The 25,666-nt window shown below is 59.5% G+C and carries 21 protein-coding genes and 3 tRNA genes; 19 read left to right on the top strand and 5 right to left on the bottom strand.

Features of this window, described 5'->3' with window-relative positions; all coding sequences use genetic code 11:
• Window positions 1-132: 132 nt before the first annotated feature.
• The 6 genes from murJ to ispH all read left to right on the top strand — a co-directional run bounded on the left by murJ (window position 133) and on the right by ispH (window position 7,504).
• Entirely contained in the window at window positions 133-1,671 is a 1,539-nt protein-coding gene (murJ, locus tag ACWKV4_RS01370) for a murein biosynthesis integral membrane protein MurJ (RefSeq protein WP_483830332.1), read from the top strand.
• A gap of 135 nt (window positions 1,672-1,806) precedes the next feature.
• On the top strand, window positions 1,807-2,733 hold the full coding sequence (ribF, locus tag ACWKV4_RS01365; protein ID WP_483830566.1) for a bifunctional riboflavin kinase/FAD synthetase: 927 nt from the start codon (window positions 1,807-1,809) through the stop codon (window positions 2,731-2,733).
• Between the two features lie 21 nt (window positions 2,734-2,754).
• A complete protein-coding gene (gene ileS / locus ACWKV4_RS01360; RefSeq protein WP_483830331.1) occupies window positions 2,755-5,586 on the top strand; it encodes an isoleucine--tRNA ligase in 2,832 nt (943 codons plus the stop codon).
• Entirely contained in the window at window positions 5,579-6,091 is a 513-nt protein-coding gene (lspA, locus tag ACWKV4_RS01355) for a signal peptidase II (RefSeq protein WP_483830330.1), read from the top strand. Before ileS ends, lspA begins: the two co-directional genes overlap by 8 nt.
• Window positions 6,084-6,521, top strand: coding sequence for an FKBP-type peptidyl-prolyl cis-trans isomerase (gene fkpB / locus ACWKV4_RS01350; RefSeq protein WP_483830329.1), 438 nt, complete (start codon window positions 6,084-6,086; stop codon window positions 6,519-6,521). The genes lspA and fkpB overlap by 8 nt, the downstream gene beginning before the upstream one ends.
• Before the next feature lie 35 nt (window positions 6,522-6,556).
• Window positions 6,557-7,504 carry a 4-hydroxy-3-methylbut-2-enyl diphosphate reductase gene (gene ispH, locus ACWKV4_RS01345; protein ID WP_483830328.1) on the top strand — a complete coding sequence of 316 codons (948 nt, stop codon included), beginning with the start codon at window positions 6,557-6,559 and terminating at the stop codon, window positions 7,502-7,504.
• On the opposite strand, the gene ACWKV4_RS01340 is transcribed toward ispH, so the two are convergent.
• Window positions 7,497-8,030, bottom strand: coding sequence for a GspH/FimT family pseudopilin (locus ACWKV4_RS01340; protein WP_483830327.1), 534 nt, complete (start codon window positions 8,028-8,030; stop codon window positions 7,497-7,499). The genes ispH and ACWKV4_RS01340 overlap by 8 nt on opposite strands.
• Window positions 8,031-8,164: 134 nt before the next feature.
• Here ACWKV4_RS01340 and ACWKV4_RS01335 point away from each other — a divergent pair, with 134 nt between their 5' ends.
• Genes ACWKV4_RS01335 through thiO form a run of 7 tightly spaced genes read left to right on the top strand, consistent with a single transcriptional unit; the run spans window position 8,165 to window position 15,066 of the window.
• A complete protein-coding gene (locus ACWKV4_RS01335; RefSeq protein WP_483830326.1) occupies window positions 8,165-8,653 on the top strand; it encodes a GspH/FimT family pseudopilin in 489 nt (162 codons plus the stop codon).
• Window positions 8,650-9,135, top strand: coding sequence for a type IV pilus modification protein PilV (gene pilV / locus ACWKV4_RS01330; protein ID WP_483830325.1), 486 nt, complete (start codon window positions 8,650-8,652; stop codon window positions 9,133-9,135). Before ACWKV4_RS01335 ends, pilV begins: the two co-directional genes overlap by 4 nt.
• Complete coding sequence (locus ACWKV4_RS01325; protein WP_483830324.1) at window positions 9,132-9,866, top strand: PilW family protein; 735 nt, start codon at window positions 9,132-9,134, stop codon at window positions 9,864-9,866. The genes pilV and ACWKV4_RS01325 overlap by 4 nt, the downstream gene beginning before the upstream one ends.
• 12 nt (window positions 9,867-9,878) lie before the next feature.
• Window positions 9,879-10,355 (top strand): pilus assembly PilX family protein, encoded by a 477-nt coding sequence (locus ACWKV4_RS01320; RefSeq protein ID WP_483830323.1) that lies wholly within the window; start codon window positions 9,879-9,881, stop codon window positions 10,353-10,355.
• Window positions 10,342-13,518 (top strand): pilus assembly protein, encoded by a 3,177-nt coding sequence (locus ACWKV4_RS01315; RefSeq protein WP_483830322.1) that lies wholly within the window; start codon window positions 10,342-10,344, stop codon window positions 13,516-13,518. Before ACWKV4_RS01320 ends, ACWKV4_RS01315 begins: the two co-directional genes overlap by 14 nt.
• 8 nt (window positions 13,519-13,526) lie before the next feature.
• A complete protein-coding gene (locus ACWKV4_RS01310; protein WP_483830321.1) occupies window positions 13,527-13,946 on the top strand; it encodes a type IV pilin protein in 420 nt (139 codons plus the stop codon).
• A gap of 22 nt (window positions 13,947-13,968) precedes the next feature.
• Window positions 13,969-15,066 carry a glycine oxidase ThiO gene (gene thiO / locus ACWKV4_RS01305; RefSeq protein WP_483830320.1) on the top strand — a complete coding sequence of 366 codons (1,098 nt, stop codon included), beginning with the start codon at window positions 13,969-13,971 and terminating at the stop codon, window positions 15,064-15,066.
• Between the two features lie 97 nt (window positions 15,067-15,163).
• Here the strand turns inward: thiO and ACWKV4_RS01300 are convergent, their stop codons facing one another.
• The 4 genes from ACWKV4_RS01300 to bamD form a co-directional block, all read right to left on the bottom strand.
• Window positions 15,164-16,504 (bottom strand): sigma-54-dependent transcriptional regulator, encoded by a 1,341-nt coding sequence (locus ACWKV4_RS01300; RefSeq protein ID WP_483830319.1) that lies wholly within the window; start codon window positions 16,502-16,504, stop codon window positions 15,164-15,166.
• A 2-nt stretch (window positions 16,505-16,506) separates the two neighbouring features.
• A complete protein-coding gene (locus ACWKV4_RS01295; protein WP_483830318.1) occupies window positions 16,507-18,111 on the bottom strand; it encodes a two-component system sensor histidine kinase NtrB in 1,605 nt (534 codons plus the stop codon).
• Window positions 18,101-18,331, bottom strand: coding sequence for a PP0621 family protein (locus ACWKV4_RS01290; RefSeq protein ID WP_483830317.1), 231 nt, complete (start codon window positions 18,329-18,331; stop codon window positions 18,101-18,103). The genes ACWKV4_RS01295 and ACWKV4_RS01290 overlap by 11 nt, the downstream gene beginning before the upstream one ends.
• A 114-nt stretch (window positions 18,332-18,445) precedes the next feature.
• The gene (bamD, locus tag ACWKV4_RS01285; RefSeq protein ID WP_483830316.1) at window positions 18,446-19,471 is read right to left on the bottom strand and encodes an outer membrane protein assembly factor BamD; all 1,026 of its coding nucleotides are present in this window, start codon (window positions 19,469-19,471) and stop codon (window positions 18,446-18,448) included.
• Between the two features lie 158 nt (window positions 19,472-19,629).
• Here bamD and rluD point away from each other — a divergent pair, with 158 nt between their 5' ends.
• The 6 genes from rluD to ACWKV4_RS01255 all read left to right on the top strand — a co-directional run bounded on the left by rluD (window position 19,630) and on the right by ACWKV4_RS01255 (window position 24,721).
• A complete protein-coding gene (gene rluD / locus ACWKV4_RS01280) occupies window positions 19,630-20,592 on the top strand; it encodes a 23S rRNA pseudouridine(1911/1915/1917) synthase RluD (RefSeq protein ID WP_483830315.1) in 963 nt (320 codons plus the stop codon).
• Complete coding sequence (gene pgeF / locus ACWKV4_RS01275; RefSeq protein ID WP_483830314.1) at window positions 20,589-21,323, top strand: peptidoglycan editing factor PgeF; 735 nt, start codon at window positions 20,589-20,591, stop codon at window positions 21,321-21,323. The genes rluD and pgeF overlap by 4 nt, the downstream gene beginning before the upstream one ends.
• 323 nt (window positions 21,324-21,646) lie before the next feature.
• Window positions 21,647-24,211, top strand: coding sequence for an ATP-dependent chaperone ClpB (clpB, locus tag ACWKV4_RS01270; protein WP_483830313.1), 2,565 nt, complete (start codon window positions 21,647-21,649; stop codon window positions 24,209-24,211).
• Between the two features lie 271 nt (window positions 24,212-24,482).
• A tRNA-Asn gene (locus ACWKV4_RS01265) sits at window positions 24,483-24,558 on the top strand.
• A gap of 4 nt (window positions 24,559-24,562) precedes the next feature.
• A tRNA-Pro gene (locus tag ACWKV4_RS01260) sits at window positions 24,563-24,639 on the top strand.
• A 6-nt stretch (window positions 24,640-24,645) separates the two neighbouring features.
• A tRNA-Lys gene (locus ACWKV4_RS01255) sits at window positions 24,646-24,721 on the top strand.
• The last annotated feature ends 945 nt before the right edge of the window (window positions 24,722-25,666 follow it).

Below are 25,666 nucleotides of genomic sequence, written 5' to 3'. Positions count from 1 at the left end.
CCACTATTGTCAAGGGCGAACGCGCTAAGTTTGCACGGCGGGCAGGACGAACGGCGGTGAGCAGAAAACCTTCCCTTCCGCCACGTGGGCTGTACACTTTCGCCTTTTTGGCCCAGCGGCGCAATTATTCCAATGAATCTGCTTAAGTCTCTGGCTGCGGTCAGCTCGATTACCATGATTTCCCGAGTGCTGGGTTTCGTGCGCGACACCCTGGTGGCGCGGATCTTCGGTGCCGGCATGGCTACCGATGCCTTCTTTATCGCCTTCAAACTGCCTAACCTGCTGCGCCGGATCTTTGCCGAGGGCGCGTTCTCCCAGGCGTTCGTGCCTATTTTGGCCGAGTACCGTCAACAGCAAGGGGATGAAGCCGCCCGTACCTTCACCGCCTATGTGGCAGGTTTGCTTACCCTTGCCCTGGCCATGGTCACGGCCCTGGGCATGCTGGCCGCGCCTTGGGTAATCTGGGTCACCGCGCCTGGCTTTACCGACACGCTCGAAAAATTCCAACTCACCAGCGCGCTGCTGCGGGTGACTTTCCCTTATATATTGCTGATCTCGTTGTCATCCCTGGCGGGCGCCATCCTCAATACCTGGAATCGGTTTTCCGTACCTGCCTTCACGCCAACGCTGCTTAACGTGGCGATGATCGGTTTTGCACTGTTCCTGACCCCCTATTTCGAGCCACCGATCATGGCCCTGGCCTGGGCGGTTCTGGCCGGCGGCCTGGCGCAGTTGGTCTATCAATTGCCACACCTGAAGAAGATCGGCATGCTGGTACTGCCCCGGCTAAGCCTGCGCCATGAAGGTGCCAAGCGGGTACTCAAGCAGATGGGGCCGGCAATTCTGGGCGTGTCGGTCAGTCAGATCTCCCTGATCATCAACACCATTTTTGCGTCCTTCCTGGTGGCGGGCTCAGTGTCCTGGATGTACTACGCCGACCGGCTTATGGAACTCCCTTCCGGGGTATTGGGCGTCGCGCTAGGTACCATCCTGTTGCCGACCCTGTCGCGTACCTACGCCAACAAGGATCGGCACGAGTATTCACGCATCCTCGACTGGGGGTTGCGCTTATGCTTCCTGCTGGTAATGCCTTGCGCCGTAGCCCTGGCCCTGTTGGCCGAGCCATTAACAGTGGCGCTGTTCCAATATGGCCGTTTCGATGCGTTCGACGCAGCCATGACCCAGCGCGCGCTGATGGCCTATGCGGTGGGCCTTTTGGGGATCATCCTGATCAAGGTACTGGCGCCGGGCTTTTACGCCCAACAGAACCTGCGTACCCCAGTCAAGATCGCCTTGGTTACGTTGCTGGTCACTCAGTTGTTCAACCTGGCGCTGATCGGCCCGCTCAAGCATGCGGGGCTGGCCTTGGCCATTAGTGCCGGCGCGACCCTCAATGCCGGGTTGCTGTACTGGCAATTGCGCAAACAGGGGATGTTCCAGCCTCAGCCGGGCTGGTCAGGCTTTCTCCTGCGGCTAGTGGTCGCGGTAGTGGCCATGGGCGGTGTGCTGTTGGGCCTGATGAGCGTGATGCCGCCTTGGGCCGATGGCGCCATGCTGGAGCGCTTCCTGCGCCTGGGCGCGTTGGTGGCGGTGGGGGCGGCCACCTATTTCGTCGCGTTGCTGGCCATGGGCGTGCGCCTGCATCAGTTCGCCCGTCGGGGCCTGCATTGAAATGTAGGTGAACAGGCCGAATATAGGGCTCATCGCCGCCTGTTTATCACATCATCGCCCAGCCTCTGCGCTGTTGCCTGTCGCCCAGGGCTAGGTGTGGTTATAATCGACCACTTTATGAGCAAGAAGCGCGCTATGCAGCTGGTCCGAGGCCTTCACAATCTACGCCCCCAGCATCGGGGCTGTGTCGCCACCATAGGCAATTTCGACGGAGTGCACAGGGGCCATCAGGCTATCCTCAAGCGCTTGCGCGAGCGTGCCCGTGAGCTTGGCGTGCCTAGCTGTGTGGTGATCTTCGAGCCACAGCCGCGCGAGTACTTTACCCCTGACAGCGCCCCGGCGCGGCTGTCGCGCTTGCGAGACAAGCTCGAGCTGTTGGCCGCCGAAGGCATCGACCGGGTGCTGTGCCTGGCCTTCAACCAACGGCTGCGGGGCTTGAGCGCGGCTGAGTTCGTAGAGGCCATCCTGGTCAATGGCCTCGGGGTACGCCACCTGGAAGTGGGGGACGACTTTCGCTTCGGCTGCGATCGCTTGGGTGACTTCGATTTTCTGACCGAGGCTGGCCGTATTCACGGCTTCACCCTGGAAGCGGCCCGCACGGTAGAAGAAGCCGGCGTGCGGGTCAGCAGCACCGAGGTGCGCAAGGCCTTGGCCGCTGCGGATTTCCCCCTGGCCGCACGTCTGCTGGGCAGGCCGTTTTGCATCAACGGCCGCGTATTGCATGGGCAAAAACTGGCCCGCCAGTTGGGTTGGCCCACCGCTAATGTGCAGCTCAAGCGGCGTCGGGTACCCTTGACCGGGGTGTACCTGGTCAGCGCCATGGTCGAAGGCCGCCCTTGGCCGGGTGTGGCCAACATTGGGGTACGCCCCAGCGTGGCTGGGGATGGCCGGCCGCACCTGGAGATTCACTTGCTGGACTTCGCCGGCGACCTGTATGGCCGGCGCTTGACGGTGGAGTTCCACCAAAAGCTGCGCGATGAGCAGCGTTTCGCCTCACTGGAGGCGTTGAAGTCGGCGATCGACGCGGACGTCGCCGCCGCCCGTGCCCATTGGCAGGGCTAACCGCCTAATGAAGAGCCTGAAATGACCGATTACAAAGCCACGCTAAACCTTCCGGACACCGCCTTCCCCATGAAGGCCGGCCTGCCCCAGCGCGAGCCGCAGATACTGCAGCGCTGGGACAGCATTGGCCTGTACCAGAAGCTGCGTGAAATTGGCAAGGATCGGCCCAAGTTCGTGCTGCACGATGGCCCACCCTATGCCAACGGCAGCATTCATATCGGTCATGCGGTCAACAAAATCCTTAAAGACATGATCATCCGTTCGCGCACCTTGGCAGGCTTTGACGCCCCCTATGTGCCGGGCTGGGATTGCCATGGCTTGCCCATCGAGCACAAGGTCGAGGTGACCCACGGCAAGGGCCTGTCCGCGGACAGAACCCGCGAGCTGTGCCGCACCTACGCTGCCGAGCAGATCGAAGAACAGAAGGCTGGTTTCATCCGCCTGGGCGTCCTGGGCGACTGGGCCAACCCCTACAAGACCATGAGTTTTGTCAACGAAGCGGGGGAAATCCGCGCCCTGGCCGAGATGGTCCGCGGTGGCTTTGTGTTCAAGGGCCTTAAGCCCGTGAACTGGTGCTTCGACTGCGGCTCGGCCCTGGCCGAAGCTGAGGTGGAATACGCTGACAAAAAGTCCTCCACCATCGACGTAGCCTTCCCCGTGGCCGATCAAGCCGCCCTGGCCGATGCCTTTGGCCTGCCCGGGCTGGAAAAGCCCGCCGCGATCGTGATCTGGACCACTACCCCTTGGACCATCCCGGCCAACCAGGCGCTGAATGTGCACCCGGAGTTCACCTATGCCCTGGTGGACGTGGGCGACCGCCTGCTGGTGCTGGCCGAGGAACTGGTGGAAAGCTGCCTGCAACGTTACGGCCGTGAAGGGGTGACCCGCGCCACCACCACGGGCGCGGCCTTGGAGAATATCCACTTCCAGCACCCGTTCTACGAGCGCCTGTCGCCGGTGTACCTGGCCGATTATGTTGAGCTAGGCGCCGGTACCGGCGTGGTGCACTCGGCTCCCGCCTATGGCGTGGACGACTTCTTGACCTGCAAACGCTACGGCATGCACAACGACGACATCCTCACGCCTGTGCAAAGCAATGGCGTGTATGTGGACAGCCTGCCGCTGTTCGGTGGCCAGTTCATCTGGAAGGCCGGTACCGCCATCATCGAAAAGCTGGCCGAAGTGGGTGCGCTGATGCACAGCGAAACCATCACCCACAGCTATATGCACTGTTGGCGTCACAAAACCCCGCTGATCTATCGCGCTACCGCCCAGTGGTTTGTGGGCATGGATAAGCAGCCGGTGGTAGGCGACACCCTGCGCGAGCGCGCCCTCAAGGCCATCGAGCACACCCAGTTCGTACCCGAGTGGGGCCAGGCGCGCTTGCATTCGATGATCGCCAACCGGCCCGACTGGTGCATCTCGCGCCAGCGTAACTGGGGCGTACCCATCCCGTTCTTTTTGCACAAGCAAACCGGCGAACTGCACCCCCGCACCGTCGAGTTGATGGAAGAAGTGGCCCAGCGCGTGGAACAGGAAGGCATCGAGGCCTGGTTCAAGCTGGACGCCGCTGAGCTGCTGGGCAACGAAGCCGCCGACTACGACAAGATCAGCGACACCCTGGACGTGTGGTTCGACTCCGGTACCACTCACTGGCACGTGCTGCGCGGCTCCCACCCCATGGGCCACGAGCAGGGGCCACGCGCCGACCTGTACCTGGAAGGCAGCGACCAGCACCGTGGCTGGTTCCATTCCTCCCTGCTCACCGGCTGCGCCATCGACGATCACGCCCCCTACCGGGAGCTACTCACCCACGGCTTCACCGTGGATGAGAACGGTCGCAAGATGTCCAAGTCTCTGGGTAACACCGTGGCGCCGCAAAAGGTCAGTGACACCCTGGGCGCCGACATCATGCGCCTGTGGGTCGCATCCACCGACTACTCCGGTGAAATGGCCGTCTCCGAGCAAATCTTGCAGCGCAGTGCCGATGCCTACCGGCGCATCCGTAACACTGCCCGCTTCCTGCTTTCCAACCTCACCGGCTTTGACCCGGCCCAGCACTTGCTGCCACCCGAAGAGATGCTGGCGCTGGACCGCTGGGCGGTGGATCGCGCCTTGCTACTGCAGCGTGAACTCGAAGAACACTATCAGGCCTACCGGTTCTGGAACGTGTACTCGAAGGTGCATAACTTCTGCGTGCAGGAGTTGGGTGGTTTCTACCTGGACATCATCAAGGACCGCCAGTACACCACCCCGGCCGACAGCGTGGCGCGGCGCTCCTGCCAGACCGCGTTGTTCCATATCGCCGAGGCACTGGTGCGCTGGATCGCGCCTATCCTGGCATTCACCGCCGACGAGATCTGGGAATACCTGCCTGGCGAGCGTAACGAGTCGGTGATGCTCAACGGTGCCTACACCGGCCTGACCGAGCTGCCGGAGAACCTTGAGCTGAACCGTGGCTTCTGGGAGGGCGTAATGGCCGTCAAGGCTTCGGTCAACAAAGAGCTGGAAAACCAGCGTGCCGCCAAGGCCATTGGTGGCAACCTGCAGGCCGAAGTTACCCTCTACACCGACGAGGCCGTGCAGGGCGACCTGAGCAAGCTGGGCAACGAGCTGCGCTTCGTGCTGATTACCTCCAAGGCGACCCTGGCCCCGCTGGCCGCGGCCCCGGCGGATGCCGTGGTCACCGACCTGGCTGGACTCAAGCTCAAGGTGGTCAAATCCACCAACACGAAGTGCGCCCGTTGCTGGCACTTCGTGGAAGACGTGGGCACCCATGCCGAGCACCCGGATATCTGCGGCCGTTGCGTGACCAACCTCACCGGTACAGGCGAGGAGCGTCACTATGCCTAACGCGGCAGGGCGCTTCGGGCGCCTGGGGTGGTTGTGGTTGAGCGCGTTGATGCTGGTGCTGGATCAGGCCGCCAAGTACTGGTTCGACCACAACCTCTACGAGGGGCAACGGGTGACGGTCATCCCGGGCTTCTTCGACTGGGTACTGGCCTATAACCGAGGGGCGGCGTTTAGCTTCCTGGCTGACCATTCTGGCTGGCAACGCTGGCTGTTCTCGCTGATCGCCGTGGTGGTCAGTGCCGTGCTGGTGGTCTGGCTCAAGCGGCTGGGCCCGCGTGATACCTGGCTCTCCATAGCGCTGGCCCTGGTATTGGGTGGCGCCCTGGGCAACCTGTGGGACCGCGTGGTGCTTGGCCATGTCATCGATTTCATCCTGGTGTACTGGCAGGACTGGCGCTACCCGGCGTTCAATATCGCTGACAGCGCCATTACCGTAGGCGCGGTGATGCTGGCGCTGGACATGTTCAAATCGAAGAAGAAGTCCGGAGAGCAGGCCCATGACTGATATTCGCATCGGCCAGAACACCCAGGTCACGCTGCACTTTGCGTTGCACCTGGAAGACGGCAATACCGTGGACAGCACCTTCGACAAGGCCCCGGCCACGTTCAAGGTTGGCGATGGTAGCCTGCTGCCAGGCTTCGAGAACGCGCTTTTCGGCCTGAAGGCTGGAGATAGGCGCAACTTGAGCGTGCCGCCGGAGAACGCCTTCGGCCAGCCCAATCCACAGAACCTGCAAGTGATGCCTCGCAGCCAGTTCCAAGACATGGAGCTGGCCGAGGGTTTGCTGGTGATCTTCAACGATGCGGCCAATACCGAGCTACCGGGCATCGTCAAAGCCTTCGACGAGCAGCAGGTCACGGTAGACTTCAACCATCCGCTGTCTGGCAAAACCCTGCGGTTCGAAGTCCAGATCATCGACGTTCAGGCTCTTTGAGCCACCCCAACAGGCGCAGCGCCGTGGAGCCTAGCATGCACATCAAACTCGCCAACCCCCGCGGTTTCTGCGCGGGCGTGGACCGAGCCATCGAGATCGTCAACCGTGCCCTGGAAGTGTTCGGGCCGCCGATCTATGTGCGCCATGAGGTGGTTCATAATAAGTTCGTGGTGGCGGACCTGCGCGAGCGCGGCGCTATTTTCGTCGAAGAGCTGGACCAAGTGCCGGACGACGTGATCGTGATCTTCAGTGCCCATGGCGTATCCCAGGCCGTGCGCCAGGAAGCCGCTGGTCGTGGTTTGAAAGTGTTTGATGCGACCTGCCCTCTGGTGACCAAGGTGCATATCGAAGTAGCCCGCTATAGTCGTGACGCTCGGGAAACCATCCTGATCGGCCACCAGGGGCACCCTGAGGTCGAAGGCACCATGGGCCAGTACGACACTCGCAGTGGCGGCGCCATTTACCTGGTGGAAGACGAAGCCGACGTGGCCAGCCTGCAAGTGCGAAACCCAGATAACCTGGCCTTCGTGACCCAAACCACCTTGTCCATGGACGATACCGGTCGCGTGATCGACGCCTTGCGAGCGCGTTTCCCGAACATTGGCGGCCCCCGTAAGGATGACATCTGCTACGCCACGCAGAACCGCCAGGACGCGGTCAAGCAATTGGCCAGCGAATGCGACCTGGTACTGGTGGTCGGTAGCCCTAACAGCTCCAACTCCAACCGTTTGCGTGAATTGGCCGAGCGCTTGCAAACCCCGGCGTACCTGATCGATGGCGCGCAAGACCTGCGCCAGAGCTGGTTCGAAGGGGTAGGGCAGGTAGGCATCACCGCTGGCGCTTCCGCACCTGAAGTGCTAGTGCGCGGGGTTATCCAGCAACTTCAGGCCTGGGGTGCTACCGGGGCCGATGAACTGGCGGGGCGTGCAGAGAACATCACCTTCTCCATGCCCAAGGAGCTACGGGTCAAAACCCTTAGCTAAGCGGGCATAAGTCTGTGGGCGCCCCTTCTCGGGTTACCCGCACTCGCCCGGTACGGGCCACCACCACCCGACGGTGGCCGCTGTCCCCTTCTTCGCACAAATGAAAGGTACCAGCCAAGGCGCCTTGGTTAGTGAGGCGAGGTACGCCCAAGGGGTCAAAGCCGATATGGTCTTGTAGGTTGCGGGAGGCGCTTACCGGCACCCGGCCATCGCTGGCGCGTATGTGTAGCACTGGGTTGTCAGGGTCTTGCAAACCGCGGCTGCTCTCGTCCACTACCATGCGCCAGCCGTTAGTCCAGTTCGCATCCAGAGGCTGCAGGATCACCCTGCGGTTGCGTTCGATGGCTTCCAGGCGTGCGGTGCGCAGGCCGCTGGCCAGTTCGTTGGCGAACGTTAGCCTGCGTTGCTCGACAACCAGGCCACTAAATGCCGGTGCAGCCAGGTGAGCCAGTATGGCAAGTACGGCAGTGGCGACCAGTATGTCCAACAGGGTAACGCCTTGGGCGGTTTTAGCAGTGAGGGGCATGAAATCATCCTTGATAATTTTTCCGAGGGGCACGCATCCAATGCGCTGGCTCTGCTGAAATAACGGTATATGCTTTGCCCAGAAGTCCGACGCTGGGGCTGGTTTATAGTCGGCGCGTCGAGGTGGAGGCTGCAATGCGTCAAGGTATCAAGGGATTTACCCTCATCGAACTGCTGATCACCATCGCGGTGCTGGTGATCGCTGTCACCATGCTGGTGCCCGCGTTTTCAGGCCTTATCGCCCGTAACCGGGCAGATGCGGACATGGCCGAGGTCAGCCGGGCATTGGGGTATGCGCGCCTGGAGGCGATCGACAAGGGCACGCGGGTGCGGGTTACGCCCGAATCGCCCGGTGTATGGCGCGGTACATTGGTGGTAGCTGCCATTACCACCGCTAAACCCGCTGGGGAGCCGCCGCTGCGAACAGTTGGCGCCCTGGGCGGCAATGCGACCCTGACCGTTGGCGCGGGGACGACCAAACCGGACTATATCGAATTCAACAGCCTGGGCGCCTTGGCCGTGCCAGCCGAGGCGGTGCTGCTTACCTATATCAACGGCAGCGAAGGGCGAGCCCTGCGGGTCTGCGTCAATGGCCGGATTGTGCAGGGGGGCAACTGCACATGAAGCACCAGGCCGGGATCTCCCTTATCGAAGTGCTGATCGCGCTACTGGTTATGACCCTGGCCCTGCTAGGGGCCGCGGCGCTTCAGCTCAACGCGCTCAAATACACCGGCAGCTCTAATTTGCGTACCCAGGCCAGCTTTATTGCCTACGATATGATGGACCGCATTCGGGCAAACAGCGGGGCCAACTATGAGTTGCCCAACCTCAGCTCGGCGCCCAGAGCTGGCAGCCTGACAGACCCGCGGATTCAAGACCTGGCCGACTTCAGAAACAATGTTATGGCCATGTGCGGGCCCCAGGGCCAAGCCTTCATCAGGGTAAAAGATTCCGTGTATACGGTTTCCATCATGTGGGATGACAGCCGCGCCGGTAACATGTTTACGGCCGATAACAACGCTCCCACCGGGCCTGTTTTGCAAACCTTTGTGCTGACCAGCCGGGTAGCCGCGCCTCCTGCCGCTAAAGCAGGTGCCGCGCCATGAATAGTCGCGAGCGCGGCCTCAGCTTGATCGAACTGATGGTCTCCTTGGCGCTGGGCCTGATTATTGTACTAGGCGTAACCCAGGCGTTTATTTCAGCCAAGAACACTTACCTGACTCAGAATGCCGCCTCGGCCATGCAGGAGGACGCCCGCTACTTGCTCACCCGTATGAGCCAGGAAATCCGCATGACCGGCATGTTCGGCTGCCTGTCGACCATTACGCCACCGGCTAATGATCCGCAGTTGTTCACGACGGCCCAAGGCAAGCCCATTACCTGGACAGTGGACGCCGCCAAGGGCAATACCTTGATGCTGGTCACCGCCGACGTGGGCAGTGCAGGTACCACGCCCACTTGGACGGTGGTATCGGATTGCGTGACCAACGCCACGGCCTATAACGGCGCCGCGCCGGCTGCGATAGTGGCTACGCCCGGGCAGTTAGCTTTCCTGGCGCGGCAAGTGTTCTATAGCTTCCGGGATAACACTATCTTCACTGGGCCTCCGAACGCCCAGCAGCCCTTGATCAGTAATGTGGGCAAGTTCGACGTGTTGTTCGGTATCGCGGCCGACGCCACTGGCGCTTCGGTGGCCAGCTATGTGGCCGTGCCCACTGTCGCGCAGATGGAAATGATCCGTACGATACGGCTGACCCTTACGATGACAGACCCTAACAACAGGGTAAGGGACCAGCAGTATTCCGTAGTCGCGGCCCTGCGTAATCGGCTGCAGTAAAGGAGGCGATCAATGAGCCCAGGTTTCGCGTCGCCCCCTACTCAGCGCGGTATGGCCTTGATCGTAGCATTGGTGTTTTTGTTGTTGCTGACCCTGCTGGGGTTGGGCTCCATGCAAAACGCCACCCTGCAGGAAAAAATGAGCTCCAGCGTGCAGTTTCGCAACCAGTCGTTCCAGCTGGCGGAGGCTGCGTTGCGGGTGGGTGAAGGGATTGTAGCGGCGCCTGCCTATACCACGCCGTTGTGCGCCAATACGGCGGCTTGCGCCCCCCCAGATACCTCTAAGGTATTTGGCCCTGGCAATAACGGCAATGTCACATGGGTCAAGGCAGGTGAAGATAACAATAGCCTGTACGCCATACAGCGCATTGGCGCCACGACTGGGGCGGTCTGGATCAAAGGCCAATCCGCGACCCTTTACCGCATTACCGGCGTCGGCATCGTAGGCAACGCCCGCACCGTGCTGGAGAGTATTTATGCCAAATATTAATAGGCGGTTGCGTGGCTTGCGCGCGCTAATGGTGGGTGTATTGCTGGGGTTGTATGTGTCTGGCTCGGCCTATGCGGCCTTTACACCAACCACTGCACCCTTGCTTAGCTCTGCCGCTGTTACCCCCAACGTAATGCTGTTGGTGGATGACTCTGGGAGTATGAACAACCTCATTCGGGCTCAGGGCTTCGATCAGTCTATTCCTCAGCCTCAGCTTTATCCGTGCGCCAATAAAAGCTGTAGTGATGTTGCTGTCCCCGCTATGGATAACGAAAACTTCTTCTTAGGAAGTCTTGTGTCGGAAGGCTGTGAGCGAGGGTATGCGTTCTATCGTGTTAAAGGTAACAATAGAGGTGATCGGGTTTGCCTAAGTTTGCCTGATCCCGTGGGTAATGGAAATACGCGTTATTCTGTGCGTTATTTATCTTATTTAATTGGATTGCTGTCGACCTCTACAACCTACAAGGACTACACGGATGGAAGCATTCCCACTGACTATCGCATCAACGTAGCGCGCACTGTGTCTTCAACCTTGGTAACCGCCAACCGGAGCTTACGCATTGGTCTTGCTACGTTCAACGTGGCGACGAGCAGGGCGCCGGGTAACGGTGGGTATATTGTGCGTGCGATTTCGGACCTACAGGCAACCTCCAATACGACAGCGGCGACAGCCAATTCAAACTATAAGGCGTTATTGTCAGCTATCGGTAGTCTCGATGCTGTCTCCAATACACCGCTTGCTGAAACCTATTATGAAATCACGCGTTACTTTCGAGGGCTTTCCTCAGCTTACAACTCTGGCATTTCTTACTCTAGCCCTATTCAGTACCGCTGCCAGCGGAATTTTGGGGTGGTTATTACTGATGGGCTACCGACCTACGATAGAACCTTCACTAGCGACAGCGAGCCTGCAGTAACTAAAGACACGCCCACGCTACCGAACTGGGATGAAAACTCAAAAAATGACGGCGATGATCAAGCCGGAGATGGCGAAGGCGATACCCTGTACCTAGATGACATTGCCAAGTTCGCTTATGACATCGATATGCGCACCGGCAGTGACCCCAGCGATAATGCGAAAAAAAGCTGGGACGCCACAGATTTTCCAAAACAGAACCTGCTTACTTACACCGTAGGTTTCACCGCTGCTAACCAGATGCTCTCAGACGCCGCCAATTACGGCCGCGGCAAGTACTACCAAGCCAGCGACAGTGCCACACTGACTACCGCCTTGTCTCAGGCATTGAATGAAATCAGCTCCAAGGCCGGTTCTGGTGGCGGGGGTACTACCACGTCCTCTACCAGTTACAACGCCAACTTCTATTACCAAAGCCTGTACGACCCCACGGACTGGAGCGGCACCATCCGGGCTTATGCGTTCGGTAGTGACGGCTCGCTTAACACCACTGGCACGCCTACCTGGACCACCAACACTACCATGGCCGCAGGAAACACCGCAGGTACTTTCCAGTCCTGGAACACCTCTACCAATAAAGCTATCCCCTTGATGTACGACAGTTTTTCGGCGGATCAACGTAGCGTGATTGATGCCAGCTTGAAGAGCCTGAGTACCCGTAGCAGTACTGGTGCCAATCTTAAAGGTGCTGACTTGATCGAGTGGACCAAAGGGGCTGCACCTGCGGGCCTGAAGGTACGCACCAGGCTATTGGGCGATGTGATCGACTCTCCGGTCGTGTTTGCTTCTGGCAACACCCAAACCGCTGCCGACCTGACGGGGGATACGTCATACAGTAACTACTTGAGCATCAAGGCCAGCAAGATGACCAATAGCCTGTTGGTCAACGCTAACGATGGCCTTACTAACGTTATCAATGCCACCACGGGCCAGCGCCGCTTTGCTTACTTACCCTCTACCACGCTGTCTAATTTATACCTGGTGGAAGACCCTACCTATGTAGACGGGGTATCTCACAAGTTTCTCAACGACGGTCAGTTGTCAGTATTCGATGCCCAAATCGGGACCGCCTGGAAAACCATTGCCTTTGGCGGTACAGGCGGCGCGGCCAAGGCGTTTTATGCCCTTCAGCTGTTCGATACCAATACAGATAGCCTAAGTGCTTTATGGGAAATACGCGCGCCGGATAGCCCTAACCCGGTAAATGCGTTCAATGACTTGGGCTATGCCTATGCCAAGCCCGATGTGGCAAGGCTGCCGGACGGCACTTGGGCAGCCTTTATCAGCAATGGCTACGGTAGCAATACAGGTGTGGCGGCCTTGTATATCGTCAACGTGGCCACGGGCGCACTGATCAAAAAAATAGTGGTAGACCCTACGGAAACGGACAACGGTTTATCGTCGGTCAAGTTGGTAGTCAATGCCGCCAACGTAGTGCAGGCTGCCTATGGCGGGGACCTCAAGGGCCGCCTATGGAAGTTCGACCTGAGCGGCGCTTCTACGTCCAGCTGGGGCCTCGCGTTTTCAGGCAAACCACTGTTTACAGCCCCTGGCGGCACCAGCCAACCCATCACCGCTCAACCCCTGATAGCCCCCAACCCTACCAGTGGTTACATGGTGTACGTGGGCACGGGTAAATTCCTAGAAACAGTGGATAAAACCTCAACCGCTACCCAAGGCTTCTACGGCATTTGGGATGCTGCTGGCGGCGCGGGGAATTTCACAGTTACCAATCTGCAGCCTCAAGCCATTACCAGCACATTCAGTGGCACAGGTGGTTCCTACCTCACGGTGTCTCAAAACACTGTGGATTACACCACCAAGAAAGGTTGGTACTTGCCGCTCTCGTACAACAACACCATGGTTGGCGAGCGGGTGATCAATCAGGCCACCTACACCCGTGGGCGGATCGTTTTTACCACCGCCGGTGTCGATACTTCAGACCCCTGCGCCAGCCAGGGCTTCGGGCGGTTGATCGAATTGGACGGTATCACCGGCAACATGCTGACTTACCCAGTGATCGATACCAACGGCGACGGCTTGGTCAACAGCGATGATGAGGTGTCTGCTGGCATGAGCTTCGCCAATGGTATTCCCACCCTCAACTCCGTGGTAAGCGATAGTTCTGGTTCCTCATCGACACCGGATACCAAGGTGATCAACACGTCTAACGCAGCCGTAACCAGCATCAAAGAGCTTGGCGGCAGCGGAGGAGGACGTCGGATCATGTGGCGGCAAATACAGTAGGAGTGGGTATGAGAAGGACGACCAAAGGCTTTACCCTGATCGAGCTGATGATCGTGGTGGCGGTGGTGGGTATATTGGCTGCGATTGCCTACCCCAGCTATATGAACTACGTGCGCAAAAGCCATAGGGCCGAGGTCGCCCAGTTATTGGTGGAGGCGGCGCAAAACCTTGAGCGGTGGTACTCCCGAGCGGGGCAATATACGCCTAGAGAGGGCGTACTTCCGGCGTACACGCCGCCAGCGGGGAATGCCTGGTACAACATAAAGGTGGACTTGAAAGACACCTCTTTCGTTATGACCGCAACCCCGGTGAATAACACCATGATGGCTAATGATGTGTGCGGCAGCTTCTGGATTAAGGAAACAGGTGAGCGTGGTAATTCTGCCTTACCTGCCGGCACGACTAACGCCTTCTGCTGGGGCCGTTAAGCTTTTTTTTACTGAGTCCTCAATGAGCAACCCCGAACACATTATCGTCGTAGGGGCAGGCGTTATTGGCCTGCTCACCGCCCTCAATCTCGCCACCGAAGGCTGTCGTATCACCTTAATGGATCGCCAGCAGGCGGGCAGGGAAGCTTCTTGGGCCGGGGGTGGAATCGTGTCTCCTCTCTACCCTTGGCGCTACAGCCCTGCGGTGACGGCCCTGGCCCATTGGTCTCAGAGCTTTTACCCACAGCTGGGCGACCGCTTGTTCGGCCTTACCGGGGTAGACCCGGAGGTGCACGTAACCGGCCTTCACTGGCTGGACCTGGAGGATGAAACCAACGCGCTGGCGTGGGCCCAGCAAAATCGACGTCCATTGGCAAAGATCGATATCAATCAGGTATACCGCGAGGTACCCCCACTCGGTCCAGGCTTTACCAGCGCCTTGTATATGGCGGGCGTTGCTAATGTGCGTAACCCGCGCTTGGTCAGGGCCCTACGCGCAGCCTTGGAGGCAATGCCGAACGTGCAGGTACGCGAACAGCGCGCCGTGGAAGGCTTCGTACAGCAGCAAGGCCGGGTGGTGGGCGTACGTGCCCAAGGTGCTGACCTGCTGGGCGATAAGGTGGTGTTGACCGCCGGGGCTTGGAGCGGTGAATTGTTGGCCACCTTGGGGCTTACGCTACCTGTGGAGCCGGTGAAGGGGCAGATGATCCTGTTTAAGTGCCAAGAGGATTTTCTACCTGCCATGGTACTGGCCCGCACCCGGTACGCCATTCCGCGCCGGGATGGCCATGTATTGGTAGGCAGCACCCTTGAGCATGCAGGTTTCGACAAAACCCCTACGGAGCAGGCCATGCTTAGCCTGCGCGCTTCGGCCCAAGACCTGCTGCCAGCCCTGAAGCACGCTGAACCCGTCGCCCATTGGGCCGGCCTGCGGCCTGGTTCACCCGAGGGTATCCCCTTTATCGGCCCCGTGCCTAGCCACCCTGGGCTATGGCTCAATTGTGGGCATTACCGCAATGGCTTGGTACTGTCCCCCGCGTCGTGCCAGCTGTTGACCGACCTGATGCTGCAACGCCCGCCCATCGTCGACCCCGCGCCCTATGCGCCCTATGCGGAGTAGGAGCGAGCACCAGCTCGCGAAGGCGGCCTATTGGGCGATAAAAGCCTAACGGGCCGGCCCCGTTCGCAAGCTGGCGCTAGCTCCTACGGGCGAATACCTACTCGAGGCCTAGTTTCTTCAACCGATAGCGCATGGAGCGGAAGGACATATTCAGCCGCTGGGCGGCGGCAGTGCGGTTCCACCGGGTTTCCTCAAGGGCCTGAAGGATAAGCGTACGCTCAATGTTCTCCAGGTAGTCCTCAAGGTTATCGACCTGCGCCAAGTCGTGGTCGGCCTCGTCACGGGAAGGGGCCGCGTCGGCCAGGCGCAAGTCGTTGGCGTGGATCGCGTCGTTCTCGCACAAGGTATAGGCCCGCTCCAGCATGTTTTCCAACTCTCGCACATTGCCGGGAAAGCGGTACTGGCGCAGAGTAGCCTGAGCGTCGGGCGCCAAGCGGGCCGGTGGCGAGGCCCCAGTGACGGCCAGGCGGGCCAGCACGGACTGCGCGATGGCGTCGATATCCTCTCGGCGCTCGCGCAGCGGAGGTACCCGTAGCTCGATCACATTAAGGCGGTAATACAGGTCTTGGCGGAAGCGCCCGGCCTGCACCTCCTGAGCAAGGTCTTTGTGGGTCGCGCATAACACTCGCACATCCACCACTACCTCTACCTGGCCGCCCACGCTGCGTATGGCTTTCTCCTGAATGGCCCGTAGCAGTTTTACCTGCATGGCCAGGGGCAGGTCGGCTACCTCGTCAAGGAACAACGTGCCCCCATCCGCCGCCTGGAATAGCCCAGGTTTATCCTCCACGGCACCGCTAAAGCTGCCCTTGCGGTGGCCGAAGAACTCGCTTTCCATCAGCTCGCTAGGGATGGCGCCGCAATTGACCGGAACGAAAGGGCGTTCGCTACGTGGCCCTTGGTCGTGAATCTGCCGGGCCACCAGCTCCTTGCCGGTACCGGATTCACCGCTGATGTATACAGGCGCCTGGCTGCGTGCCAGCCGGCCAATCTGCTTACGCAGGGCTTGCATGGGCGGTGAGTCGCCTATTAGCCGGTCATCGGCCGACATCAATTCAGCGCCCTTGGCACCCAGGCGCAGCGCGGTGCCCACCAGCTCGCGCAAACGCGGCAGGTCCACTGGCTTGGTTAGAAAGTCAAAGGCACCGGCCTTGAGCGCGTTGATGGCAGTGTCCACGTTGCCATAGGCGGTGATCATCGCCACGGGCAGGTTGGGGTGGCGCTGTTGGATATGCTGGACCAGCTCAAGGCCGGTGCCGTCGGGCAGGCGCATGTCCGTAAGGCACAGGTCGAACGGCTCGCGCCCAAGCCATTCCCGCGCCTCCTTCACGTTGCGAGCCCCCCGGGTCTCCAGCTTCATGCGCCCCAGGGTGATCTCCAACAATTCGCGGATATCAGGCTCGTCGTCGACGATCAGAACTTTTTGCCGTGGTGTCATGTTCAGGCCTGCCTACGCGCATGGGCAAAGGTAATACGCATACAACTCCCGCCCCGGCTGCCAGGCCGGTAATCCAAGTGAGCGCGGTTGCCTTCGCACAACTCCCGGGAAATATACAGGCCTAGCCCGGTGCCCTTGGTTTCAGTAGTGAAAAAAGGCTCGAACAAGTGCTGAAGTTTCTCCGAAGGCACGCCAGGGCCGTCGTCTATCACATCCAGGATCGCCAACCCGCTGGTGGGGTCTATCCCCAGCTTCAGCCACACTTGGGCCTGCACATGGTTCAACCCACTATAGCGCAAGCCGTTCTGCACCAGGTTGGTCACTACTTGGGTCAGGTGGTGAGGGTCCATTCGGGTTTCGATCGGCGTGTCGGCGAACCCTTCGGCAATCTGTATATGAAGCTGGTGATGGCTAGGGGCGGTAGCCAGGAATTCTTCGACGAAGGCTTCCAGCCAGGCGCGCAAATCCAGCATTTGAGGCAAGGCAGGGCGGCGTCTGGAGAGCTGCAAGACGTTTTCGATCACCAGGTTCATACGCTTGGACTGGTCCAGAATGATCTGCACCAGGCGCCGGTCCGAGTCGTTGAGCGCGTCGGACTCCTGCAGTAGTTGCCCGGCGTGGCTGATCGCGCCTAGAGGGTTGCGCACCTCATGGGCGATACCTGCCGTCAACCGCCCTAGTGCCGCGAGCTTGAGCTGCTGGGCCTGCTGGGCGATTTGTGAAAGGTCTTCAAGGAACACCAGGGTTTGCTGTCCGGCACCACGGCTTAGCGCGATAAAACTGACCTGCACCGGTGGGCCGTCAGCCTTGAGCTTGAGGCTGTTCACGCGCATCGCGGGGTTTACCCGCCATTGCAGCAGGCGCTCGATCAGGTCTGGAGCCAGCGTGCTGATCAGCTGTCCAGCCAGAGCGGCACGTCCAAAAAGGGTTAGCGCGCCCTGATTAGCCAATTGCACCTGATGCTGGGTATCGAGCACCAGAATGCCGGTTCGCATTCGCTGCAGGATAAGCGCGTTGAGTTCTTCGAGGTTGTTTACATCGCTGGCGCGCTGCTCGGCCAGGTTTTCGCTGGTGCGCAGCAAATGGCTCAAGCCTTGGACGATCAAGGCCACGGCAAAGCACAGCACGCCCAAAGAGCCTGCCTGAACGTAATCATTGGCGGCAGCGGCGCGGGCAAAACTTAGGTAAAAGGTAAGGTAAATGATGCCAATGGACGCCAAAGCGGCGATTACCAACCCAAGCCGCCCGCGCAGCAACAGGTTGCTCATCGCTACCGAGGCGATCATCAGGTTGCCGATACCACTGGGGATGCCACCGCCTGCGTAAAACAAACCGGACAGCAGAATGATATCGGCCGTTGAAAGGCTGAACACCCGGGCCGAGCGGTGTGCGTTGCCGAAGCTTAGGCTCACCACCAAGTTGAATAGCAGGTAGAGCCAGCTGCCGATGCGAAACAATTGCCCGTCGGCCAGTTCCAGTAAACGGTTGTCCATCTCACTGGAAATCAACAGCACCAAGCTGATACCGATGACCAGCCGGTACAGGTGATACAAGCGCAGCATCCGCCGCGCCTGGGCCTTGCCACTGGCGCTGGCCTCAGCGGTCACTCGAAGCGGGCCCCAGCTTCAGGTGGGCGTTGCTGCAATACCAGTTCACGCCATTAGCCAATGCACGATCACTAGGTAGGTGAATGCCACAGTGCGCGCAGCGGACCATGGGCAAGGTAGTGCCCGAGGGGCGCGCAGCGGAGGATTTTGGCGCTTTGAACTTGCGCCACAGCCAAAGGGCGAGGGCGATAAGGGCGATCCAGAAGAGCAGGCGAATCATGGCGGGGGCTTCTGCAGGGGAATAAAGGCGCAGTGTAGCCAAGCGAGATGGGGGAGGGCTAGCGGGGCTGACAGTGATGGCCAAGCCTTTACAGGCCTGGCCATCGGGCCAGGATCAGTCGAACAGGCCGAAGGTCAAACGGCTGAACCAGGAGCGATGAGGCTTGGCGTCCACGTTTTCGGCCGGTGGCTCGTCGGCGCTGCCGCCTTCGTCCGCTGGGCGCAGTTCACGTGGGATGTTGTCCTTCGCATCCTGGTACTGCTTGGCCAGCTCTTGGTTGGCGCGGCTTTCGCTAGGCGGCGGCGGTGTATCGTCGCCTTCGATCAAGCCCAGGGTGGCCTTGGACAGCCACGAGCGGTTATCGGCTTCCTCCCTGAGCGGCACGAATTGGCCGTCTTTGAGGCTGGGGTGGTCGGGGTAGTTGTATTTCAAGGTTTGCAGGCTGGTATCGGCCAGGTCGTCCAGGTGCAAGTGCTGATAGCTTTCGACCATCACGGCCAGGCCATCGCCCACTGCTGGAGTTTCCTGGAAGTTTTCCACCACGTAACGGCCACGGTTGGCCGCGGCTACATAAGCCTGGCGGGTGATGTAGTAGTGGGCCACGTGAATTTCGTAGGCCGCCAGCAGGTTGCGCAGGTAGACCATGCGCTGCTTGGCGTCGGGGGCGTAACGGCTGTTGGGGTAGCGGCTGGTGAGCTGGGCGAATTCGTTGTAGGAATCTCGCGCCGCGCCAGGGTCGCGCTTGGTCATGTCCAGCGGCAGGAAGCGGGCGACGATGCCGCGGTCCTGATCGAAGGAGGTCAAGCCCTTGAGGTAGTAAGCGTAGTCGACGTTAGGGTGCTGAGGATGCAGGCGAATAAAGCGCTCGGCAGCCGACTTGGCGGCCTCGGGCTCGGCATTCTTGTAGTTGGCGTAAATCAGCTCCAACTGGGCCTGGTCGGCATAGCGCCCAAACGGGTAACGGGATTCCAACGCCTTCAGCTTGGCCGTCGCACTGGTATAACTGCTGTTATCCAGGTCGGTCTGGGCCTGCTGGTACAGCTCGGCTTCGCTCAGGTTTTCGTCGACCACTTCCTTGTTCGACGAACAGGCGGCGGTAAGGCCGACAATGGCGATCAGCAGCAGGTGTTTCAGTTGCATGGCGGCTTGCGTCCCTTAACAGCCGCTGTCTTGGGCGCGGCCGTCCTGTTATGATGAGCGCCCCGCGAACCTCCGGGACGAAAGACGCCGTATTTAACCACAAGCGCGCAGCTGAAACCAAAGGCTGTGCGGCCGCGCTGTTTCCTGTGTAGCCAAGCATGCCCGAGATCATCCGGCTAACCGCCGAAGTCACCCCTGACCTGGGAGGCCAACGCCTCGATCAGGTCGCCGCGCAATTGTTCGCGGAATTCTCCCGCTCCCGCCTGTCTGGCTGGATCAAAGACGGCCGCCTGACCGTGGATGGCGCCGTGCTGCGTCCCCGCGATACCGTCCATGGCGGCGCCGTGCTGGCCTTGGAAGCCGAGCAAGAAGCTCAAGGCGAATGGGTCGCTCAGGATATCGAACTGGATATCGTCTATGAGGACGACCACATTCTGGTGATCAACAAGCCCGCGGGCCTGGTGGTTCATCCGGCTGCTGGCCATGCCGACGGTACGTTGCTCAATGCCTTGCTCCACCATGTGCCGGATATCGTCAACGTGCCCCGCGCCGGCATCGTGCACCGCTTGGACAAAGACACCACCGGTCTGATGGTGGTCGCCAAAACCATGCAGGCCCAAACCCAGCTAGTGGGCCAGCTGCAAAAACGCAGCGTCAGCCGTATATATGAATGCGTAGTAGTGGGCGTGGTGACCGCCGGTGGCAAGATCAACGCCCCCATTGGCCGCCATGGCACCCAGCGCCAGCGTATGGGTGTAATGGACAACGGCAAGCCAGCGGTGAGCCATTACCGTGTGTTGGACCGCTATCGCTCCCATACCCATGTGCGCGTGAAGCTCGAAACCGGCCGCACTCACCAGATCCGTGTACACATGGCGCACGTGGGTTTTCCTCTGGTAGGGGACCCGGTGTATGGCGGCCGCTTCCGTATTCCACCAGCGGCCAGCCCCAGTCTGGTAGACGCCCTCAAGACCTTCCCGCGCCAGGCGCTGCACGCGCGCTTTCTGGAACTGGACCATCCTGAAACCGGCGAACGCATCGGCTGGGAATCCCCTCTGCCAGATGATTTCGTGTGGTTGGTGTCCTTGCTCAAGCAAGATCGCGAGGCCTTCGTCGGATGAGCCTGCTGGCCGGCAGTCTGTTGCTGCCGGACTGGCCCGCGCCGGCCAACGTGCGCGCCTGTGTCAGTAGCCGCAGCGGTGGCGTGAGCCAAGGGCCGTTCGCCAGCCTCAACCTGGGTGATCATGTGGGGGATGACCCCGCCGCCGTGGCTGAGAACCGTCGTCGCCTTACAGCCCTGTGTAACATACAGCCGGCCTGGCTGCGGCAGGTGCATGGCATTGGCGTGGTCGAGGCCAACCCTGCCAGCCAGGTTGAGGCTGATGCCAGTTGGTCGTCTACGCCCCAGGTGGCGTGCACAGTGATGACCGCCGACTGCCTGCCCGCGTTGTTTACCAACCGCGCCGGTACCCGGGTGGCCGCGTCGCACGCGGGTTGGCGGGGCCTGGCCAATGGCGTGCTAGAGGCCACCGTGGCCAGCTTGGCGTGCCCCCCTGAAGAAGTATTGGTGTGGCTGGGGCCTGCCATTGGCCCGCAAGCCTTCGAAGTAGGCGAAGAGGTCAGAGAAGCCTTCACCGCCAGCCACCCCGGCGCCAGCGAAGCCTTCATGCTCGGCGCACAGCCCGGCAAGCTGATGGCCGACATCTATGCCTTGGCGCGCCTGCGACTATCGGCCATTGGCGTCAACGCGGTATACGGCGGCGGCCTGTGCACGGTGTCGGATGAACGCTGGTTCTCGTACCGCCGTGCTGCCCGTACCGGGCGCATGGCATCGCTGGTGTGGTTGGTGTAGGCACGAGCGAAAAGCGCCAATACCCGGGCACCACTTTTCTTTGTAGGCGCTGGCGCCAGCCAGCGAATAACGAACATACGGCACAGGCACCCAATGGCGTATTGTTCGCCAGCGTTGCTGGCTCCTACGGCAATCGCGCTTGTGTGGTGAGGATCAATACGCCATCTACAGGCCATCACCTCAAGCCTTGCTACCGATCAACGCCCCCGCTGCTTGAATCTTGAACAATCGGCCTCATCTAAGCGGTATCCCAGGCAGGTTGTCTCTTCATCTATACGGAGTTGGATCACGCTCCGGCCTGCCTCCATCAGGAAGGTATCTCCATGCGTATAGACCGTTTAACCAGCAAATTGCAGTTGGCGCTGTCGGACTCTCAATCCCTGGCCGTTGGGCTGGACCACCCTGCCATCGAGCCTGCGCATTTGATGCAGGCGTTGATCGACCAGCAGGGCGGCTCCATCAAGCCCTTGTTGATGCAGGTGGGCTTCGACGTGAACAGCCTGCGTAAAGAGCTCACCAAAGAGCTCGACCGGCTGCCGAAAATCCAGAACCCCACCGGCGACGTGAATATGTCGCCTGACATGGCACGGCTACTCAATCAGGCTGACCGCTTGGCCCAACAGAAGGGCGATCAATTCATTTCCAGTGAGCTGGTGCTGCTGGCGGCCATGGATGAAAACACCAAGGTCGGCAAGCTGCTGCTGGGGCAGGGTGTAAGCAAAAAGGCCTTGGAAAACGCCATCAATAACTTGCGCGGCGGCGATGCCGTTAACGACCCCAACGCCGAGGAATCCCGCAAGGCGCTGGAAAAGTACACCGTCGACCTAACCCGCCACGCCGAGGAGGGCAAGTTGGACCCGGTCATTGGCCGGGACGACGAAATCCGCCGCACGGTGCAGGTGTTGCAACGCCGTACCAAAAATAACCCGGTCCTGATCGGTGAGCCGGGCGTGGGTAAAACCGCTATCGCTGAGGGCTTGGCCCAGCGCATCATTAATGGCGAAGTGCCCGACGGCCTTAAGGGTAAACGCTTGTTGTCCCTGGACATGGGCTCGCTGATCGCGGGCGCCAAGTTCCGTGGTGAGTTTGAGGAGCGCCTCAAGGCAGTACTCAACGACCTGTCCAAGCAGGAAGGGCAGGTGATTCTGTTCATCGACGAACTGCACACCATGGTAGGGGCGGGCAAGGGCGAAGGCTCGATGGATGCGGGCAATATGCTCAAGCCGGCCTTGGCCCGGGGTGAGCTGCACTGCGTAGGCGCTACGACCCTCAACGAATACCGCCAGTACATCGAAAAAGACGCGGCCCTGGAGCGGCGTTTCCAGAAGGTGCTGGTGGACGAGCCGACCGAAGAGGACACCATTGCCATTCTGCGCGGCCTCAAAGAGCGTTATGAGGTGCACCACAAGGTGGCTATCACCGATGGCGCGATCATCGCCGCAGCCAAGCTCAGCCACCGCTACATCACCGACCGTCAACTGCCCGACAAAGCCATCGACCTGATTGATGAAGCGGCCAGCCGCATTCGTATGGAGATTGACTCAAAGCCCGAGCAACTGGACCGCCTGGAGCGGCGGTTGATCCAGCTGAAAGTCGAATCCCAGGCCTTGAAGAAAGAAGAGGACGAAGCCGCCCGCAAGCGCTTGGAGAAGCTCACCGAAGAGATCGCTCGATTGGAGCGCGAATACGCTGATCTGGAAGAAGTATGGGTGTCGGAAAAAGCCGAGGTGCAAGGGTCTGCCCAGATTCAGCAGAAGATCGAGCAGTCTCGCCAAGAGCTGGAGGCCGCCCGTCGGCGCGGCGATTTAAGCCGGATGGCCGAGCTGCAGTACGGGGTTATCCCGGACCTTGAACGCAGCCTGCAAATGGTCGACCAGCATGGTAAATCGGAAAACCAGCTGTTGCGCAGCAAAGTCACCGAAGAAGAGATCGCTGAGGTGGTCTCCAAATGGACTGGCATTCCAGTGTCCAAAATGCTGGAAGGCGAGCGAGACAAGCTCCTGAAAATGGAAAGCCTGCTGCACGAGCGTGTCATCGGCCAGGATGAAGCCGTGGTGGCGGTCTCCAATGCCGTGCGTCGCTCTCGCGCAGGCTTGTCAGACCCCAACCGCCCCAGCGGCTCCTTTATGTTCCTGGGCCCTACTGGGGTAGGTAAAACCGAGCTGTGCAAAGCCCTGGCGGAGTTTTTGTTCGACACCGAAGAGGCCATGGTGCGGATCGACATGTCCGAGTTCATGGAAAAGCACTCGGTCGCGCGGTTGATCGGCGCGCCGCCAGGCTACGTGGGCTATGAGGAAGGCGGGTACCTGACCGAAGCGGTGCGTCGCAAGCCCTATTCGGTGGTGCTGCTTGATGAGGTAGAGAAGGCTCACCCGGACGTGTTCAATATCCTGTTGCAGGTGCTAGAGGACGGCCGCCTCACCGATAGCCATGGGCGCACGGTGGACTTTCGCAATACGGTGATTGTAATGACCTCCAACTTGGGGTCGGCGCGTATTCAGGAGCTGGTAGGGGACCGTGACGCTCAGCGAGCCGCGGTGATGGACGCGCTGTCGTCCCACTTCCGCCCTGAATTTATCAACCGGGTAGATGAAGTGGTGATTTTCGAGCCTTTGGCGCGGGACCAGATCGCGGGCATTACCCAGATCCAACTGGGGCGCCTACGTGGCCGCCTGGCAGAACGCGACCTGGCTTTGGAGCTATCCTCAGAGGCCTTGGACAAGCTCATTGCCGTGGGCTATGACCCGGTCTATGGCGCGCGGCCGTTGAAGCGGGCCATCCAGCGCTGGATAGAAAACCCGCTAGCACAGCTGATTCTAAGCGGCGCCTTCCTGCCAGGGACCTCCATCGAGGCCAAGGTAGAAGGTGACGAGATCGTATTTGGATAATAAGTGTGAATCAGCGGCTGCATACCCCTTGCAGCCGCTGTCGATGTTATATATCATGCGCCCCGCTTGAGTTGCCCTTGGTACCACCGGTTCTGCCGGTAGCAGAAAAAAGATGCAAATCAGCATCTTAGTGCTAAAACAGGGGTTGACAGGGTAAAACGAAGGTGTAGAATGGCGCGCCTCAGCACAGCGAACGTAGCGATACGCAGCAGGGCATGAGTCGAAGGTCCGGCCTTCGGTAGATTCAAAAGGTTGTACCGTTGTATGTAGTTCCGCGATAGCTCAGTCGGTAGAGCAAATGACTGTTAATCATTGGGTCCCTGGTTCGAGTCCAGGTCGCGGAGCCAACTTCGGGGTGTAGCGCAGTCCGGTAGCGCGCCTGCTTTGGGAGCAGGATGTCAGGAGTTCGAATCCCCTCACCCCGACCATTTCCCGGGTCGTTAGCTCAGTTGGTAGAGCAGTTGGCTTTTAACCAATTGGTCGTAGGTTCGAATCCTACACGACCCACCATGTAGAAAAAGGCACCCAATAGGGTGCCTTTTTTTGTCTGGATTTCAGTATCTTTGACGCTGTTCACTATATTCGTCAAAAAAAGGCACAGCCTGTAAAAATTTAACGACACCTTGCTTGAAGGTTATTAACGCATAAGATGTTTCAAGATACGCTTATGGTTAATTGGTCACACATAATGCACCTGCTTGTAATATGCCCTGAGCCTCTGCCCTAACAGGGCGCTATTTGTAAACTGGGTACATCCAGCGAAAGTTAGCAGGTTGTTATCCAAGGAATAGTAGGCCTTGGTCTGATCAAAGCCTAGGCCCTACAAGTCAAAGATAGGTGCCAGGGTTAGAACAAGTGCTGCTTGTCATTGCAAGCCGTACTCTGCCCTGGTACGGTCGTACCAGCTGAAATGCTTGCGCTAAAGCAGGGGCGGTATGCATGGCTAGCGTCTTACCGAGGCCACATCTGAATTTTACTGCCGTTGGTCGCTCCACGTTAGGTCAGTCAGCCGCTTCAATGAGTGTACGCCAGAGCTTGTTCTGGTCACCAGTTACTCCAAGCATCCGTTATTCAAGGGAATATCCTTCGCTGAAACGTTTCTTTCTCCGTGCCTGAACACTGCGCACGTACTAAGGCCAGCGTGTTCCCATCACAGAATTTATTTCGATACAGAGGCAACGGTTGCGAGCTGTCTCCATAGCATTGTAATCTTGCCAGCGTCAATCAAAGCCAGGTGGAACTGAGAGGTAAATGTTTTAACTAGCCCTCATAGAGGCTAGCGCAGACGCAGTAAAACTTCTGAGTGGTTTAGATTGCCGTTTTGGTTCCACTTATCTCTTCTTACGGCTGTGTTCAGTGCCATGGAGGCTTTTTCTTAGACTTCCAAGCACCGTTCATGCACGTTATGAAGTGTTTGAGTGATTTCCTGTAGCCCAAAATGTTACGGTGTGTGCA

The organism is Pseudomonas artemisiae (assembly GCF_057128685.1).
This window is presented reverse-complemented; position numbering and strand designations above follow the sequence as displayed.

Excerpts from the sequence above, each read along its gene's own strand:
- murJ (WP_483830332.1), top strand. The coding sequence starts at position 133 with ATGAATCTGCTTAAGTCTCTGGCTGCGGTCAGCTCGATTACCATGATT.
- ribF (WP_483830566.1), top strand. The coding sequence starts at position 1,807 with ATGCAGCTGGTCCGAGGCCTTCACAATCTACGCCCCCAGCATCGGGGC.
- ileS (WP_483830331.1), top strand. The coding sequence starts at position 2,755 with ATGACCGATTACAAAGCCACGCTAAACCTTCCGGACACCGCCTTCCCC.
- lspA (WP_483830330.1), top strand. The coding sequence starts at position 5,579 with ATGCCTAACGCGGCAGGGCGCTTCGGGCGCCTGGGGTGGTTGTGGTTG.
- fkpB (WP_483830329.1), top strand. The coding sequence starts at position 6,084 with ATGACTGATATTCGCATCGGCCAGAACACCCAGGTCACGCTGCACTTT.
- ispH (WP_483830328.1), top strand. The coding sequence starts at position 6,557 with ATGCACATCAAACTCGCCAACCCCCGCGGTTTCTGCGCGGGCGTGGAC.
- ACWKV4_RS01340 (WP_483830327.1), bottom strand. The coding sequence starts at position 8,030 with ATGCCCCTCACTGCTAAAACCGCCCAAGGCGTTACCCTGTTGGACATA.
- ACWKV4_RS01335 (WP_483830326.1), top strand. The coding sequence starts at position 8,165 with ATGCGTCAAGGTATCAAGGGATTTACCCTCATCGAACTGCTGATCACC.
- pilV (WP_483830325.1), top strand. The coding sequence starts at position 8,650 with ATGAAGCACCAGGCCGGGATCTCCCTTATCGAAGTGCTGATCGCGCTA.
- ACWKV4_RS01325 (WP_483830324.1), top strand. The coding sequence starts at position 9,132 with ATGAATAGTCGCGAGCGCGGCCTCAGCTTGATCGAACTGATGGTCTCC.
- ACWKV4_RS01320 (WP_483830323.1), top strand. The coding sequence starts at position 9,879 with ATGAGCCCAGGTTTCGCGTCGCCCCCTACTCAGCGCGGTATGGCCTTG.
- ACWKV4_RS01315 (WP_483830322.1), top strand. The coding sequence starts at position 10,342 with ATGCCAAATATTAATAGGCGGTTGCGTGGCTTGCGCGCGCTAATGGTG.
- ACWKV4_RS01310 (WP_483830321.1), top strand. The coding sequence starts at position 13,527 with ATGAGAAGGACGACCAAAGGCTTTACCCTGATCGAGCTGATGATCGTG.
- thiO (WP_483830320.1), top strand. The coding sequence starts at position 13,969 with ATGAGCAACCCCGAACACATTATCGTCGTAGGGGCAGGCGTTATTGGC.
- ACWKV4_RS01300 (WP_483830319.1), bottom strand. The coding sequence starts at position 16,504 with ATGACACCACGGCAAAAAGTTCTGATCGTCGACGACGAGCCTGATATC.
- ACWKV4_RS01290 (WP_483830317.1), bottom strand. The coding sequence starts at position 18,331 with ATGATTCGCCTGCTCTTCTGGATCGCCCTTATCGCCCTCGCCCTTTGG.
- bamD (WP_483830316.1), bottom strand. The coding sequence starts at position 19,471 with ATGCAACTGAAACACCTGCTGCTGATCGCCATTGTCGGCCTTACCGCC.
- rluD (WP_483830315.1), top strand. The coding sequence starts at position 19,630 with ATGCCCGAGATCATCCGGCTAACCGCCGAAGTCACCCCTGACCTGGGA.
- pgeF (WP_483830314.1), top strand. The coding sequence starts at position 20,589 with ATGAGCCTGCTGGCCGGCAGTCTGTTGCTGCCGGACTGGCCCGCGCCG.
- clpB (WP_483830313.1), top strand. The coding sequence starts at position 21,647 with ATGCGTATAGACCGTTTAACCAGCAAATTGCAGTTGGCGCTGTCGGAC.